Origin of the sequence: Pseudomonas sp. G(2018) (assembly GCF_005502415.1) — a bacterium.
Taxonomy (GTDB): Bacteria; Pseudomonadota; Gammaproteobacteria; order Pseudomonadales; family Pseudomonadaceae; genus Aquipseudomonas.
Genome location: NZ_SCOO01000006.1, coordinates 236,501 through 251,153, shown reverse-complemented (window position 1 = coordinate 251,153; position 14,653 = coordinate 236,501). Strand labels below are relative to the sequence as shown.

At 60.0% G+C, this 14,653-nt stretch carries 13 protein-coding genes; 1 reads left to right on the top strand and 12 read right to left on the bottom strand.

Going from position 1 to position 14,653, the window contains the following annotated elements; translation table 11 throughout:
• Window positions 1-13: 13 nt before the first annotated feature.
• The 9 genes from FFS64_RS08965 to FFS64_RS08925 all read right to left on the bottom strand — a co-directional run bounded on the left by FFS64_RS08965 (window position 14) and on the right by FFS64_RS08925 (window position 10,876).
• Window positions 14-832, bottom strand: a complete 819-nt coding sequence (locus tag FFS64_RS08965; RefSeq protein ID WP_095195834.1) for a phosphoglycolate phosphatase — start codon at window positions 830-832, stop codon at window positions 14-16.
• Complete coding sequence (gene rpe, locus FFS64_RS08960; protein ID WP_137805064.1) at window positions 829-1,497, bottom strand: ribulose-phosphate 3-epimerase; 669 nt, start codon at window positions 1,495-1,497, stop codon at window positions 829-831. Before rpe ends, FFS64_RS08965 begins: the two co-directional genes overlap by 4 nt.
• Window positions 1,498-1,611: 114 nt before the next feature.
• On the bottom strand, window positions 1,612-2,760 hold the full coding sequence (locus FFS64_RS08955) for an iron-containing alcohol dehydrogenase (RefSeq protein WP_137805063.1): 1,149 nt from the start codon (window positions 2,758-2,760) through the stop codon (window positions 1,612-1,614).
• A 231-nt stretch (window positions 2,761-2,991) separates the two neighbouring features.
• Window positions 2,992-3,816, bottom strand: a complete 825-nt coding sequence (locus FFS64_RS08950) for an ABC transporter permease (RefSeq protein WP_095195836.1) — start codon at window positions 3,814-3,816, stop codon at window positions 2,992-2,994.
• 12 nt (window positions 3,817-3,828) lie between these two features.
• On the bottom strand, window positions 3,829-5,076 hold the full coding sequence (locus FFS64_RS08945; RefSeq protein ID WP_095195837.1) for an ABC transporter permease: 1,248 nt from the start codon (window positions 5,074-5,076) through the stop codon (window positions 3,829-3,831).
• Window positions 5,077-5,217: 141 nt separating this feature from the next.
• The gene (locus tag FFS64_RS08940; RefSeq protein WP_095195838.1) at window positions 5,218-6,261 is read right to left on the bottom strand and encodes an ABC transporter substrate-binding protein; all 1,044 of its coding nucleotides are present in this window, start codon (window positions 6,259-6,261) and stop codon (window positions 5,218-5,220) included.
• A 49-nt stretch (window positions 6,262-6,310) separates the two neighbouring features.
• On the bottom strand, window positions 6,311-7,435 hold the full coding sequence (locus FFS64_RS08935) for an ABC transporter ATP-binding protein (RefSeq protein ID WP_137805062.1): 1,125 nt from the start codon (window positions 7,433-7,435) through the stop codon (window positions 6,311-6,313).
• Between the two features lie 274 nt (window positions 7,436-7,709).
• A complete protein-coding gene (locus tag FFS64_RS08930) occupies window positions 7,710-8,363 on the bottom strand; it encodes a response regulator transcription factor (protein WP_170948700.1) in 654 nt (217 codons plus the stop codon).
• Window positions 8,364-8,479: 116 nt separating this feature from the next.
• Window positions 8,480-10,876 carry a PAS domain S-box protein gene (locus FFS64_RS08925; protein WP_137805061.1) on the bottom strand — a complete coding sequence of 799 codons (2,397 nt, stop codon included), beginning with the start codon at window positions 10,874-10,876 and terminating at the stop codon, window positions 8,480-8,482.
• Between the two features lie 73 nt (window positions 10,877-10,949).
• Between FFS64_RS08925 and FFS64_RS08920 the strand changes: the two genes are divergently transcribed.
• Window positions 10,950-11,954 carry an alpha/beta hydrolase family protein gene (locus tag FFS64_RS08920; RefSeq protein WP_137805060.1) on the top strand — a complete coding sequence of 335 codons (1,005 nt, stop codon included), beginning with the start codon at window positions 10,950-10,952 and terminating at the stop codon, window positions 11,952-11,954.
• Window positions 11,955-12,079: 125 nt separating this feature from the next.
• Here FFS64_RS08920 and FFS64_RS08915 read toward each other — a convergent pair whose 3' ends face one another.
• From FFS64_RS08915 to FFS64_RS08905, 3 genes are read right to left on the bottom strand one after another with little or no spacing between them, the layout of a single operon-like run.
• Entirely contained in the window at window positions 12,080-12,847 is a 768-nt protein-coding gene (locus FFS64_RS08915; RefSeq protein WP_137805059.1) for a TerB family tellurite resistance protein, read from the bottom strand.
• Between the two features lies 1 nt (window position 12,848).
• Window positions 12,849-13,520 carry an N-acetylmuramate alpha-1-phosphate uridylyltransferase MurU gene (gene murU / locus FFS64_RS08910; RefSeq protein ID WP_137805058.1) on the bottom strand — a complete coding sequence of 224 codons (672 nt, stop codon included), beginning with the start codon at window positions 13,518-13,520 and terminating at the stop codon, window positions 12,849-12,851.
• A complete protein-coding gene (locus FFS64_RS08905; protein ID WP_137805057.1) occupies window positions 13,517-14,536 on the bottom strand; it encodes an aminoglycoside phosphotransferase family protein in 1,020 nt (339 codons plus the stop codon). The genes murU and FFS64_RS08905 overlap by 4 nt, the downstream gene beginning before the upstream one ends.
• Window positions 14,537-14,653: the final 117 nt, after the last annotated feature.

Here is a 14,653-nt window from a genome sequence, read left to right as displayed (position 1 = left end):
GGCCAGGAACAAGTCAGGCGCGCCAACGCCAGCGGGCCAGGGCCTTGATGACTTTCATCCAGAGTTTGCGAGTGACCACCACGATGGCGTTTCCAGAAGGGGGTTGGACAGCGTCGGGCAACGTTATCTCAGCGGCCGGATCCAGGCAACCGGGAATTAGTTTGCGCAGATCATCGATAACCAGCGTCGGCGACTCTTCGGCAATCGGCCGCCCATGGTTGTAGCCATAACTCAACGCCACGCACTTGACCCCCGCCGCTTTCGCCGCCAGCACATCGCTGCGCGAATCGCCGACGAACAAGGATTGCGAGGCCGGGATGTTGGTCATCTTCATTACGAAAAACAGCGCGGCCGGGTCCGGTTTTTTCTGTGGCAAGGTATCGCCGCCGATGATCAGGCGGAAATAGCGACCGATCTTCATTTGATCCAGCAACGGTGCGACGAAGCGCTCCGGCTTGTTGGTGATCAGCGCCATCTCGACCCCCTGCTTGTGCAGCCATTTCAGGGTGTCGCGCACGCCGGGGTAGACCACGGTCAGCTCATGGCTTTCGCCATACGCCTGCATGAAAATCTCCAACGCTCTTTCGGCCTCGGTGTCATCGACCGCCGAATGGTCGAGACCACCGGCCAGCGCACGGCGAACCAGCACCGGCGCACCATTGCCGACCCACTCACGAACCGATTCGATACCGGCGGGTGCACGGCCGAGCTTGAGCAGCATGTTATCCACAGCCGCTGCGAGGTCCGGGACCGAGTCGATCAAGGTGCCATCCAGATCGAACATCACCAGCCTTGGCAGACTTCCCGGGAACAGCTGCTCGAAACCACTCATGGGCGAGCCAGTTCGGAGCGCATCTTCTCGATCACTTCCTGGTAGTTCGGGGCATTGAAGATCGCCGAGCCGGCGACAAAGGTGTCGGCACCCGCCGCAGCGATTTCACGAATGTTGTTCACGTTCACGCCGCCGTCGATTTCCAGGCGGATGTCGCGACCGGACGCATCGATCAAGGCCCGCGCTTCGCGCAGCTTGTCGAGCGTGCCGGGAATGAACTTCTGCCCGCCGAAGCCCGGGTTGACGCTCATCAGCAGGATCATGTCGACCTTGTCCATCACGTACTTGAGTACGTCCAGCGGCGTTGCCGGGTTGAACACCAGGCCCGACTTGCAGCCGCCTTCGCGAATAAGTTGCAGGGAACGGTCAACGTGCTGCGTGGCTTCCGGGTGGAAGGTGATGTAGGTCGCGCCGGCCTCGATGAAATCACCGACGATGCGGTCCACCGGGCTGACCATCAGGTGCGCGTCGATCGGCGCGGTTACGCCATACTTGCGCAGCGCCGCACACACCATCGGGCCTATGGTCAGGTTTGGAACGTAGTGGTTGTCCATGACATCGAAGTGCACGAAGTCGGCGCCAGCGGCCAGGACGTTGTCCACTTCTTCGCCCAGGCGGGCAAAGTCGGCGGAGAGAATCGACGGAGCAATTACGAAGGGCTGCATGACGCACCTTTTCTGAGCTAAATCACGATGGCGCGCATTGTATACCTCATGCTTTGACGCGCGCACCGTGAGCGCGATGATTGGGCTTTGCCATCAGTTTCAACGGCAGAGGTTCTAATAAGCCGCGCGGTAGATCTTCTCGATATCGACGGCACTGAGTTTGCGCGGATTATTGCGCATCAGACGCTCGATCCCCGCGGCTTCAACGGCCATGGCCGGGATGGCGTCCTCCGGCACCCCGAAACTGCGCAGCCCTGGGGGGATTTCCACAGCCGCGCACAACGTGCTCATGGCCTCCACGGCTTTATCGGCCGCCTCGTTAACACTCAGATGAGCGGTCTTCACCCCCATGGCTTCGGCAATATCCTGCATGCGTTCGATGCAAGCCATCTTGTTCCAGGTCATGACATAGGGCAGCAACAAGGCATTGCTCACCCCATGGGCAATGTTGAAGCGCCCACCCAGCGGATATGCCAGCGCATGCACCGCGCCGACGCCGGCATTGCCGAACGCCATGCCGGCCATCAGGCTGGCGGTGGCCATGTCCTCACGCGCCTGCAGGTTGGACGGGCTGGCGTAGGCCTTGGGTAAAGCCTTGGCGATCAGCTTGATCGCGCCGATGGCCAGGGCGTCGGTTATCGGCGAGGCGTTGACCGACAGGTAAGATTCGATGGCATGCACCAACGCGTCGACGCCACTGGCTGCGGTGACACCGCGCGGACAGGTCAGGGTCATTTGCGGGCTGACCAGCGCCACATCCGGTAACAGGTAGTCGCTGACGATACCCTTCTTCAACTGCGCGACCTTGTCGGAGAGGATCGCCACGTTGGTCACTTCCGAACCGGTGCCAGCGGTGGTTGGAATCGCGATCAGTGGCGGGCCTTTGCGCGGGACCTGGTCGATGCCGAACAAATCCTCCAGCGCCCCGTGATATCCGGCATAGGCGGCAACGCTCTTGGCGATATCGATGGCACTGCCGCCCCCCAGACCGATCAATCCGTCGTGCCCGCCCTCACGATAAACCCGCATGCAGTCTTCGACGATGGCGATTTCCGGGTCGGGCAGTACCCGGTCGAAAATCTCGTAGCTGCGCTCCCCGAGCTGCGCCAGCGCCAGTTCGACCGTGCCGGACTTGACCAGGGCGGCGTCGGTGACGATCAGCGGATTGTCGATGTCCAGACGGGTCAGCTCCGCCGCCAGTTGCTCGATAGCCCCTGCGCCGGTGATCAGTTTGTGAGCGATTTTGAAAGAAGAAAGACTCATGTGCGCAGCCTCTTATAGGTAGGGGAGCTGGGCACAATAGTAGCTGGGGATTTTGGATTGGCTGGTATTCAGGCCGTGAATGGCCGGTAATCCCCAAAACCAAATAAAACACCTGTAGGAGCGAGCTTGCTCGCGATGGAGGTGAACGATGACACGGGTATTCTGGATGCCCGCGTCGTTCTCAGCTTCATCGCGAGCAAGCTCGCTCCTACAGAGAAATGGTGTGCGATTTCAGACCTGCGCGGTACGCAGTTTCTCGCTACGGCCACGCAGCCATTCCAGGGTCAGCAGCAGAATCACCGAGAAGGCGATCAGAAGCGTCGCCGCGGCAGCAATGGTTGGGCTGAGGTTTTCGCGGATACCGCTGAACATCTGCCGTGGCAGGGTTGCTTGCTCTGGGCCAGCGAGGAACAGCGTCACCACCACCTCATCGAACGAAGTGGCGAAGGCGAACAACGCTCCGGAGATCACACCGGGAGCAATCAGCGGCAAGGTGACTCGACGGAATGTGGTCAGCGGCGAGGCACCGAGACTCGCAGCAGCACGCACCAGATTGTAGTTAAAGCCCTGCAAGGTCGCCGAAACCGTGATGATCACGAACGGCACACCCAGCACCGCATGCACCACAATCAGCGAGAAGAAGCTGTTGCCCAGGCCCAAGGGCGCAAAGAACAGATAGCTGGCCACACCGATGATCACCACCGGCACCACCATCGGTGAAATCACCAAGGCCATGACCAGCGCCTTGCCGGGGAAATCGCCGCGGGTCAGGCCGATCGCTGCCAACGTTCCGAACACCATGGCCAGCACCGTAGCCGCCGGGGCAACGATGATGCTGTTCTTCAGTGCCCGCATCCACTCCGCCGAGGCGAAGAAGTCGTGGTACCACTGCAACGAGAAGCCCTGCAGCGGGTACACCAGGAAACTGCCGGAGTTGAACGACAACGGAATGATCACCAGTACCGGCAGGATCAGGAACAACAGAATCAGGCCGCAGAGAATCCGCAAGCTGTAGAACCACACCCGCTCGATGGGCGACATATAAGGACTCAGCATTTCATTCTCCCCTTAGCTCAGGCGCAGGCGGCTCGCGCCCACCAGCCAGCTGTAAATCAGATAAAGCACCACGGTCGCCAGGAGCAGCAGCCCGCCCAGCGCGGTCGCCATACCCCAGTTGATACTGGTGTTGGTGTAGAAGGCGACGAAATAGCTGACCATCTGATCGTTCGGGCTGCCCAGCAATGCCGGGGTGATGTAGTAGCCGATGGCGAGGATGAACACCAACAGACAACCGGCGCCGACACCGGCATAGGTTTGCGGGAAGTACACCCGCCAGAAACTGGCGAATGGGTGACAGCCCAGGGAAATCGCTGCGCGCATGTAGGTCGGCGAGATGCCTTTCATCACGCTGTAGATCGGCAGGATCATGAACGGCAGCAGGATGTGCACCATGGAGATGTAGACACCGATGCGGTTGAACACCAGCTCCACCGGTTTATCGATGATGCCCAGGGCCATCAGGCCGCTGTTGATCAAGCCACCCGATTGCAGCAGAACGATCCATGCCGCGACACGCACCAGGATCGACGTCCAGAACGGCAACAGCACCAGAATCATCAGCAAGTTGCTTTGCCGCGACGGCAGGTTCGCCAGCAGGTAAGCCAATGGATAGGCCAGCACCAGGCAGATCACGGTAATGATCAGGCCCATCCAGAAGGTGCGGGCAAAGATGTCGAGGTAGATCGCCTGGTCGGGTGTGGCTGGAGCCAGCTCGCCGAGGTCGTCGATGCGGTGATCGACGGCGGCCAGGAGGTAATACGGTGTGATGCTGCTGGTATTGCGGCGCACCGCTTGCCAGTAGGCGGGGTCGCCCCAGCGCTCGTCGAGACCTTCCAGTGCTTCTTTATAAGAAGCCGGCTCAGTGGCGAACGGCAAGGCGCGGGCGGTTTTGGTCAGCAGGCTGCGGTAGCCGGCCAACTCCATGTTCAAGCGCTTGGACAAATCGCCCAAGGTCTGATTCTTGCGGGCTTCAGCCAAATCTTCGCTGGCAGCCTTGTAAACCGGTTCAGCGGGCAGGCCGCGGCCATCCCAGCTGGCGATGGCGGCCACGGTGCGCGGCATGCCACCGACCACTTCCGGGTTACCGACGCTTTTGTAGAGCAGCGCCACGATCGGCACCAGGAACACCAGCAACAGAAACAGCACCAGCGGCGCGATCAAGGCCTGGGCCTTCCAGCGGTTGACCCGCTCGGCGTGCTTGAGCCGCTGCTTCAAGGTGGGGTCAGTGCCCGCGTTCACGGGAATGGCGATGGCCATGGCGTACTCCGGAAATCTTTGATCAATCGATAATGTGGGAGCGAGCCTGCTCGCGAATGCGTTTTCAAATTCAACACTGATGCTGACTGATACACCGCTTTCGCGAGCAGGCTCGCTCCCACAAGAGGGCGAGCCCTCTGGTTACTTGGCAGCCCAGGAATTGAAGCGCTGTTCCAGTTGCTCACCGTTATCAGCCCAGAAGCTGACGTCGATCTGCACCTGGTTGGCGATGTTTTCCGGGGTGGTCGGCATGTCTTTGAGGACATCCTTGGCCAGCAACGGTACGGCTTGGGTGTTAGCCGGGCCGTAGGCGATGTTTTCCGAATAGGTCTTCTGCTGCTGTGGCTGCACCGAGAACGCGATGAACTTCTTCGCCGCTTCAGCGCGCGCTTTATCCAGACCTTTCGGGATGGCCCATGCGTCGAAGTCGTAGATGCCGCCGTTCCATACCACTTTCAGGTTGCTTTCTTTCTGTACGGCAGCGATTCGGCCGTTGTAGGCCGAACTCATGACCACGTCACCGGAAGCAAGGTATTGCGGAGGTTGTGCGCCGGCCTCCCACCATTGAATGCTTGGCTTGAGTTCATCCAGTTTCTTGAACGCGCGGTCCTGACCGTCCTTGCCGGCCAGTACTTTGTAGACGTCTTTGGGCGCAACGCCGTCAGCCATCAGTGCGAATTCCAGGGTGTACTTGGCGCCTTTACGCAGGCCGCGCTTGCCCGGGAATTGCTTGGTATCCCAGAAATCCGCCCAGCTGGTCGGTGCGGTTTTCAGCTTATCGGCGTTGTAGGCCAGCACGGTCGACCACACGAAGAAGCCCACGCCGCATGGCTGAATAGCGCCTTTGACGTAGTCTTCGGTTTTGCCGAACAGCGCAGGATCGAGTTGTTCGAACATGTCTTCGTCGCAACCACGGGACAGTTCTGGCGATTCAACCTCTACCAGATCCCAGGACACGCTCTTGGTGTCGACCATGGCTTTGACCTTGGCCATCTCACCGTTGTACTCGCCTGCCACGATTTTGCCGTTACCTGCCGCTTCCCACGGTGCATAGAAGGCCTTGACCTGCGCGGCCTTGTTCGCCCCGCCAAAGGACACCACGGTCAGGTCCGGGCCAGCGGCCATAGCGCTCGCTGCCCCCATCATGCCCAGTGCCAGAGCGGTGAATTTCAGGGATCTCAACATTTATTGTTCTCTCCACGTGCAGGGTTGGTGTTGTTGAAGCAGGGGGCGATCAATGCGCCTCTAGAAGTGGGTCGAGCGCACGAACGTGCTCGACCTGCCAGCCAAGCGGTACCACATCACCCACCGCCAGCCCGGGATCGAGCTCGGCAATCGGTTGCTTCACGAAGAAGTCGGTCTTGCCACAGACTTCCAGGCGAACCCGGACGTGGTCGCCCAGATAGATGAATTCCGCCACCCTTCCCGAGAAGCGGTTGACGCACTGCTCGGTGGCGCCGTTGAGGCTCACGCGCTCCGGTCGAATGGACAAGGTCACCGGCTCACCGGTCTTGCCGACATTCACGGCCAGCGCTTCAACTTTTTCACCACGCCCCAGTTCCACCACGCAGCGGTCGCCGGTCTGACTGTGCAGGCGGCCATTGAGACGGTTGTTTTCGCCGATGAAGTTGGCGACGAAGGTGTTTTTCGGCTCTTCATAGAGCGTGCGCGGTGGGGCGATTTGCTGGATCTCGCCTTGGTGGAACACTGCTACCCGGTCGGACATGGTCAGGGCTTCTCCCTGGTCGTGGGTCACGTAGACCACGGTCACGCCCAGTCGCTGGTGCAGGTGTTTGATTTCCATCTGCATGTGTTCACGCAATTGCTTGTCGAGTGCGCCGAGGGGTTCGTCCATCAGCACCAGTTGCGGTTCGAACACCAATGCGCGGGCCAGAGCCACACGCTGTTGCTGACCGCCGGACAGTTGCGCCGGATAACGCTGAGCAAAGGCGTCGAGCTGCACCATGCTCAGCACGCGCTTGACCTTATCGCTGACATCGCTCTTGCTCAAGCCGCGCACGGTTAGCGGGAACGCCAGGTTCTCGGCCACGGTCATGTGCGGGAACAACGCGTAGTTCTGGAACACCATGCCGATGTCACGCTTGTGCGGCGGCACGTTGTTGATAGAGCGCCCGGCCAGCAGGATTTCGCCCGCAGTCGGGGTTTCGAAACCGGCGAGCATCATCAGGCTGGTGGTCTTGCCGGAACCGGATGGTCCGAGCAAGGTGAGGAATTCGCCTTTGCGAATATCCAGGTTGAGGTCTTTGACGATCAGGTTCTCGCCGTCGTAGCTCTTCTGCACTCCACGAAAGCTGACCAAAACATCATTGGCCCCTGCGCTTGAATCGACCTGGCTCATACCCACACCTTTGTTGTTGATGACTGCTGTGGACTAAGCCTAGTGGACGCCGGGGACCGCGCAAATCGGGACGCAGGAGAGAATCGCCTCAGCCGGATGGAAGGTTGGGGGTAGGGATTGCCCTACAAGGATGGCGGGATTTGGTAAATGCAGCGACAAACGGATAGCCGCAAGCTGCAGGAATGAGCAAAAGCGGTCGGAAAGGACTGTCGTTATTGGATAAGTCTGCTATCGCCAACGATGCGGGGAGCCCACAATTTTAGATCGATGTTCTTCAGAGGAGCTTATGCTCCATCGCGTACTTCACCAGTTCAGCCAAAGAGGTGATGTTGAGCTTCTGCATCAACCGCGCCTTGTGGGTGCTGATTGTCTTGCTGCTCAAGGCCAATTGCTGGGCGATGTCGTTGACATTGGCACCCTGGGCCAGGCGTTCGAACACGGAAAACTCACGTTCCGAGAGCAATGAATGCAATGGCCGCGAATCGGTCAAGCCGACTTCGAAAACCATGCGGTCAGCCAGGTCCGGGTCGATATAACGCCCGCCCGCCGCAACCCTGCGGATGGCTGTCAACAGCAGGGCCGGATCGCTGTCCTTGGTCGCGTAGCCCGCAGCGCCGACCTTTAACGCTCGTGCCGCCATCTGCGCCTCGTCGTGCATCGACAACACCAGGATCACCGGCGGGTTGTTCAGCGCGCGGATCCGCGGAATTGCCTCCAGGCCGTTCACGCCCGGCATGGAAATATCGAGCAATACCACTTCGCAGGGCACATGCCGCAAGGTCTCAAGCAACTGCTCGCCATTGCTCGCCTCCCCTACCACCAGCAAGTCCTTGGCCAGGCCGATCAATTGCTTGATGCCTTCGCGGACGATGGTGTGGTCTTCGGCTACCAGTACACGGATCACGTTCTTCTCCAGATTCAAGATCATTCGCGAGCAGGCTCGCTCCCACAGAGTCTTGGGTCGCTGCACAAATATTTGTCACACCCGAATCAGTGTGGGAACGAGCCCGCTCGCGAAGGCGTCAGACCAGTCAACACAATTTTTCAGGCCTCATCCAACGGCACTCGCACGATCAACGTCGTGCCCTCACCCGGCTCGCTCTCCAGCGACAACTCACCGCCCATGATCAACACCCGCTCGCGCATGCCAACTACCCCAAAGGATGTCGGCCTGCCTGCCGCAGCGACAAATCCTACGCCATCATCGCTGACGGTCAGACACAACTCGTCGCCTTCAAGGGCCAACGTCAGTTCTACAGTATGCGCCTGGGCGTGACGCATGACATTGGTCAGCGCTTCCTGAAGAATTCGAAACAGACCAATCGCCTTGGCATCGCTGAGTACCGGCAAATTGTCCGGCACCTGCACCAGGCACGGAATCTGCGTACGCGCCTCGAAGCGACGGGCCTGCCACTCGATGGCCGATGCAATACCGGCATCGAGAATCGGCGGACGTAACGCCGTCGCCACATCACGCACCAACTGGAACAGCTGGGCGATCAAGCGCTTCATGCTGTTCAATCGTTCGTGCAACCCGGGGTCGAGTTGCGCGTAGGCCAGTTCGCACATGGACGTTTCCAGCTTGAGCACGGTCAGCATCTGACCCAGTTCGTCGTGAACTTCCCGGGCAATGCGGGCCTTTTCCTCTTCGCGCACGCTTTCCAGGTGCGCGGACAGTTCCCGCAGTTGCTCCCGGGAGCTGGCCAGTTCCAGTTCAATGCGCTTGCTTTCGCTGATGTCCCAGACAATTCCGTCCCAGACGTAGGCACCGTCCTCAAGCTGCCGGGTAATCGCCTTGATTTCCGCCCAGCGTTGCTCCCCTTGGCGCGTGAGAATTCGCCCTTGCCACGACCAATCGCTGTCGGTGTCCAGCGCATGATCCTGAGTCTGGTGATAACTGGCCTTGTCGTCCGGATGCACCAGGCTGCGCAGGCCTTTGTCACGGTGGGCCAAGGTGGCCGGCGAATAACCCACCAGAGTTTCACTGCCCTCACTGATGTAGGCAAAGTCGATTTGACCTGTCACCGGCGCCCGCTCCAGGCGAAAGACCAGTCCGGGAACATTCGCTGCGATCCCTTGCAGCCGAGCTTCACTTTCCTGCAAAGCGGCCAGGGCGCGACGGCGTTCAGTGACGTCGGTGAGGTAGACCACCAGATACTCACCACCGCGAAAACGCAGGAAGCTCAGCGAGACGTCTGTCGGCAGGATGCTGCCATCGGCTCGCTGACAATTGGTTTCGAAGCTTTGGGGCGACTCATCGCTGGCCCGGGCGCGTTTCCACAGGTTCAACCAGCGATCCATGTGCAGGCCGGGCTCGAAGTCGATCAAAGGCCGGTCGATGATCCCGCCCGGTGGATACCCCAGCATGGTCTCGGCGGCACGATTGGCGTAGCGCACGTGACTGTCCCAGTTGACCCAAAGGATGCCGACGGTACTCTGGTCGATGGAAAACTGCGTGAGTCGTAACGCCTCCTCGCTGGCGGCACGCAAGGCAATGTCTTCCTGCGCCGCCGCCAGTCGCTGCTCCAGACTGTGCTGTTGGCGTCGCTGCCAGAACACGATGGCCATGCAGCTCAGTGCCAGTACCAACAGCAGCAGGCAGAGGTTTTGCCAAAAACCTGGAGATTCGGTGAGTTTTGGGTACTTGGGTTGCAGCCACTGGTTGTGAAGGTTTTCCAGATCCTTGGCCGGAATAGCCCGCAATGCGCTTTCGACGATACCCGCCAGCTCCGGCTTGTCGCGCCGGGTGGCCACCCTCAGCAATTGCGGCAAGCCGATGTCACCCACTACCACCAATCCGGCGAACTCCGGCTCGATAGAGAGTCGCCCCAGCTGCGCCTCATCGACCACCGCGTAACCGGCTTGCTGGCTCAACAAGAGTTGCAACGCCTGACGCTCCATCGGAACGCCCTGGAGGTTCAGGTGTGGATAGTTGCCGCGCAGGTAATCGGCGGTGGCACTGGGCATGCGCACGGCGACACGGGTCTGGCTGTCGAGTTTTTCCAGCTCCACCGTCCCGGTGCTTTTCTGGTCGCTGACCACCAGTTGCGGCACCCGCATATACGGATCGGAGAACTGCCACAGACGTAATCCGCCGGGGGTCTGGGTCAGCCCGGGCGCGATGTCGATTTCACCCGCGCGCGCCGCAGCTTCCAATTGTTCAACGTCGGGAAAGTTGCGCCAGCTCAGCTCGACCTTAAGCGCCCTGGCCAGCCATTTCATCAGCTCGACGTTGACCCCTGACAAACGCTGCAAACGGCGATCGTATTGCGCGTAGGGCGCTTGCAATACCAGCCCCACTCGTAGCTCGCTCTGCTGCGCCAGCCACTGCTGTTGTTTGGGCGACAAGACGGCAACATGCGCCGGGGGCGCGGCCGCCGCCCAGCCCATCAAGGGAAACCACAAACAGCCGATAACCCACAGGCAGCGAAAACGCATCATCGAACTCTCACACACTGACAAATACTGACCAACCCATTAGGCTGCCGGAATAACTTCTGGCCTGGAATATCCGATGCCCCCTGTCTACCGCCTGGCACTGCCAGCATTGTGCCTGTCGCTGATTCTGCCATGGGCTTTTTCCGTTGAGGCTGCCGACTTGGCACCTTCCGCCCCGGCTGAAGCCACAGAAAAGGCCGCCGAAGAAAAACCGGTGGAACGTCAGCCGCTGCCTGAACGTAGTCAGGAAGAAGCAGCAGCACTTGAGCGAAAAATCCCGGCCCAGCAACAGCAACAACTGCAGGCGGGCAGCGACAACTTCCTGGCCTTGTGGAAGCCGGCCAACACCGCCGAGCCCAAAGGCGCGGTCATTATCATCCCGGGCGCTGGCGAAACCGCTGACTGGCCGCAAGCAATCGGTCCGTTGCGGCGCAATTTGCCGAACGCCGAATGGAGCAGCCTGAGTATCACCTTGCCGGACTTGCAAAGCGATGCCATTGCACCACGCGTTGTCGAAGTGCCGCCTGCGCCCAAAACGCCGGACGTCGGCAGCAAGGACTCAACCACCGCCGCCCCCATCGAACAGGCCGCCGGCGGTGAAGCAGACGTAGTCGACAAGCCTGTCGCCGAAACCAGCGAAGAACAGTCGAAGGCCGACGCTGAGCGGATCTTTGCCCGTATCGACGCAGCCATCGCGTTCGCCGAACAGCAAAGCGCTCGCAGCATCGTCGTACTGGGGCATGGCACCGGCGCATATTGGGCCGCGCGCTACCTGAGCGAAAAGCAACCGTCGCAAGTCGAGCGGTTCCTCATGGTCGCCGCGCAAACACCCATTCAGGCAAAACCGGAACTGGACGAACTCGCGCCGAACCTGAAACTGCCAACCGCAGACATTTTCTATATGGACAAACCGCTGGATCGCAACGCCGCGCTGGCCCGGTTGCAAGCGAGCAAACGCTTGAAAACCTCGGCATTCAGCCAGGTATCGCTCAAGGCGTTGCCGGGTGATAACAAGGCACAGCAGGAGCAACTGGTTCGCCGGGTGCGGGGTTGGCTGAATCCGCAGGGTGTGGCGGATTGATAGACCGGGTCCGCCCCATTCGCGAGCAGGCTCGCTCCCACATTCGATCTTGTGACACTGGAGATCAAATGTGGGAACGAGCCTGCTCGCGAAAGCGGCATCACGAACGACACAAATCTACCCCGCTAACGAAAATCCCGCCGCTGACGAATCAACGTATAGGCACTATGCAATTCCCGGGTCTTCTCGGTTGCCTCCCGCACCTGGGACGCCGTCGCCCCGCTGCCGGCAATCTTGTCCGGATGATGACGGCTGAGCAGACGCCGATAGGCGCGCTTGATCTGCGACGGCTCACTGGTTGCGGACACACCCAAGAGGCGCAATGCGTCCTGATAAGTCACGGCATTGCTGACCTGTGGACGCTTATGCGGCTCATAGTCCGTCGCCAATGCCTGTACCTGATGCGGCGTCCAGCCCAGCCATTTGCCCCACTGAGCGATCAGTTCGCGCTCGCTGGTGCCTGCCCGGCCATCGGCCCAAACCATCCGCCAACAGGCACGCAAAACCCCTTCGGCCGCATGGGGCTGGGCACTCAGGCGACGCAAGTAGCCGCGTAACCGGTCGTTGCCCGACTTGCCGCGATTGAACGCGGCAATCGCCCGACGCTGAGCCGGCTCGTTCATCTCCAACGCGCGCATTTCCTGACGTGCCTGCTGGATATGACCATCAACCACTCGCCCGTCGCACTTGGCCAAACGCCCCAGCAAGACGAACAGCAATTCATCGTTGCGCAGTACAGGGCGACCACCGAGTTTTTCACGCAGATGCGCCCAGCTTTGCAAATGCAGGCGTCGATCCAGCGCCTGCCCCAACAAGGCACCGAGCATGGCCCCCGGAATGCTGGCAATGGCAAAGCCCGCTCCGGCTCCGATCAGAGTCCCTGGCCACAACATGTCAGCGACTCACTTCGATCAGGGCTTGCGCTTCAGCCAGACGCTCGTGAGTGCCGACATCGACCCACTGCCCGTTCAGGCGCTCACCGGACACCTGTCCGTTCGCCATTGCAGTACGCAGCAACGGTGCCAGCTTGAAAGCCCCGGCAGAGCACCCTTCGAACAACTGCGGATGCAGCACGGCGATGCCGCTATACGTCAGGTTCGCGGCGCCGGGCACACCGTCAGAGACCAGGCCGTCGATCAACTGGAAATCCCCGGTCGGGTGATGGGCCGGGTTGTTGGCCAGCACCAGATGAGCAAGGCCGACGATCGGCTGATGCAGCACACTGAAATCGTAATCGGTCCAGATGTCGCCATTGACCACGACAAAAGCCTCATCGCCCAACAACGGCAACGCACGGAAAATTCCGCCGCCGGTTTCCAACGGTTCCCCTTCCGGCGAATACCGGATGCTCACGCCATAGCGCGAACCATCACCCAGATAGTCCTCGATCTGCTGACCGAGCCAGGCATGGTTGATCACGATCTCGGTAAACCCGGCATCGGCCAGCGCGCGCAGGTGGTATTCGATCAGTGGAACCCCGCCTGCACGTACCAGCGGTTTTGGCGTGGTCAGGGTCAGCGGGCGCATGCGCTCGCCTTTACCCGCCGCCAGAATCATCGCCTTCATGCCTTCACCCCGGCCCGCAGACTGGCCAGCAACACATCCAGTTCCGCCAGTTCAGGACGGCGTGCTATCACGGCTTCTATATAATCAAAGAAGCGTGGCACATCGCTCAGGTAACGCGGCTTGCCATCGCGATGGCAGATGCGGGCGAAAATGCCGATTACTTTCAGGTGACGCTGCACGCCCATCAGGTCACTGGCGCGCAGGAAGTCTTCGAAATCCGGCTGCACCGGAATATCCAGCGCCGCGGCCTGCTGCCAATAACTTTCCAGCCAGCCGCGTACGCGTTCTTCGGGCCAGCTGAGGAATGCATCCTTGAACAGGCAGGTTACGTCGTAAGTCACCGGGCCATACACCGCATCCTGGAAATCCAGCACACCGGGATTCGGCTGGCTGAGCATCAGGTTGCGCGGCATGTAGTCGCGGTGCACCAGGACCTTCGGTTGGGCCAGGGCACTGTCGATCAGCAGATCGCTGACCTGTTGCCAGAGTACTTGCTGCGCCGCATCGAACTCGATGCCCAGCTCACGCTTCACATACCACTCGGGGAACAGTTCCAGTTCCCGGCGCAGCAGTGCCACGTCATAGCTCGGCAGCGGTGCCACCATCGGCAACTGCTGAAAAGCCAATAGCGCTTGCAGGGCATCGTTGAATAAATCTTCGGCGTTTTCGCTGTCGATCACGTCCAGATACGTCTTGTTGCCCAGGTCATTAAGCAAAAGAAAACCGCGCTCGAGATCTTCGGCATAAATTTTCGGCACATTTATTCCGGATTTCGCCAGCAAAAAAGCGATATCCACGAAGGGTTTACAGTTTTCCTGGGGTGGCGGCGCGTCCATAATGATGAAACTTTTATCCGCGCCCTCCCACCGAAAATAACGCCGAAAACTCGCGTCGCTACTGGCTGCGGTCAATGTGGCCGGGGGCATGGCACCCCAACCCTGTTCTGCAAAAAGGATCGCCAATTGTTCATCGAGCCAAACTTTCAGGTGTTGCAAACGTACATCTTGGTCAGGCATTGCAAGGGTCTCCGACGGCGCTAGCCGTCAAGCGGGTCATGCTTTATTATCCAGCATCTTTTTCAGACCATCGAGAGGCGTGCGGCCCACACCGCGGGCAGATGGCACGCAGGAAGC

Excerpts from the sequence above, each read along its gene's own strand:
- FFS64_RS08965 (WP_095195834.1), bottom strand. The coding sequence starts at position 832 with ATGAGTGGTTTCGAGCAGCTGTTCCCGGGAAGTCTGCCAAGGCTGGTG.
- rpe (WP_137805064.1), bottom strand. The coding sequence starts at position 1,497 with ATGCAGCCCTTCGTAATTGCTCCGTCGATTCTCTCCGCCGACTTTGCC.
- FFS64_RS08955 (WP_137805063.1), bottom strand. The coding sequence starts at position 2,760 with ATGAGTCTTTCTTCTTTCAAAATCGCTCACAAACTGATCACCGGCGCA.
- FFS64_RS08950 (WP_095195836.1), bottom strand. The coding sequence starts at position 3,816 with ATGCTGAGTCCTTATATGTCGCCCATCGAGCGGGTGTGGTTCTACAGC.
- FFS64_RS08945 (WP_095195837.1), bottom strand. The coding sequence starts at position 5,076 with ATGGCCATCGCCATTCCCGTGAACGCGGGCACTGACCCCACCTTGAAG.
- FFS64_RS08940 (WP_095195838.1), bottom strand. The coding sequence starts at position 6,261 with ATGTTGAGATCCCTGAAATTCACCGCTCTGGCACTGGGCATGATGGGG.
- FFS64_RS08935 (WP_137805062.1), bottom strand. The coding sequence starts at position 7,435 with ATGAGCCAGGTCGATTCAAGCGCAGGGGCCAATGATGTTTTGGTCAGC.
- FFS64_RS08930 (WP_170948700.1), bottom strand. The coding sequence starts at position 8,363 with ATGATCTTGAATCTGGAGAAGAACGTGATCCGTGTACTGGTAGCCGAA.
- FFS64_RS08925 (WP_137805061.1), bottom strand. The coding sequence starts at position 10,876 with ATGATGCGTTTTCGCTGCCTGTGGGTTATCGGCTGTTTGTGGTTTCCC.
- FFS64_RS08920 (WP_137805060.1), top strand. The coding sequence starts at position 10,950 with ATGCCCCCTGTCTACCGCCTGGCACTGCCAGCATTGTGCCTGTCGCTG.
- FFS64_RS08915 (WP_137805059.1), bottom strand. The coding sequence starts at position 12,847 with ATGTTGTGGCCAGGGACTCTGATCGGAGCCGGAGCGGGCTTTGCCATT.
- murU (WP_137805058.1), bottom strand. The coding sequence starts at position 13,520 with ATGAAGGCGATGATTCTGGCGGCGGGTAAAGGCGAGCGCATGCGCCCG.
- FFS64_RS08905 (WP_137805057.1), bottom strand. The coding sequence starts at position 14,536 with ATGCCTGACCAAGATGTACGTTTGCAACACCTGAAAGTTTGGCTCGAT.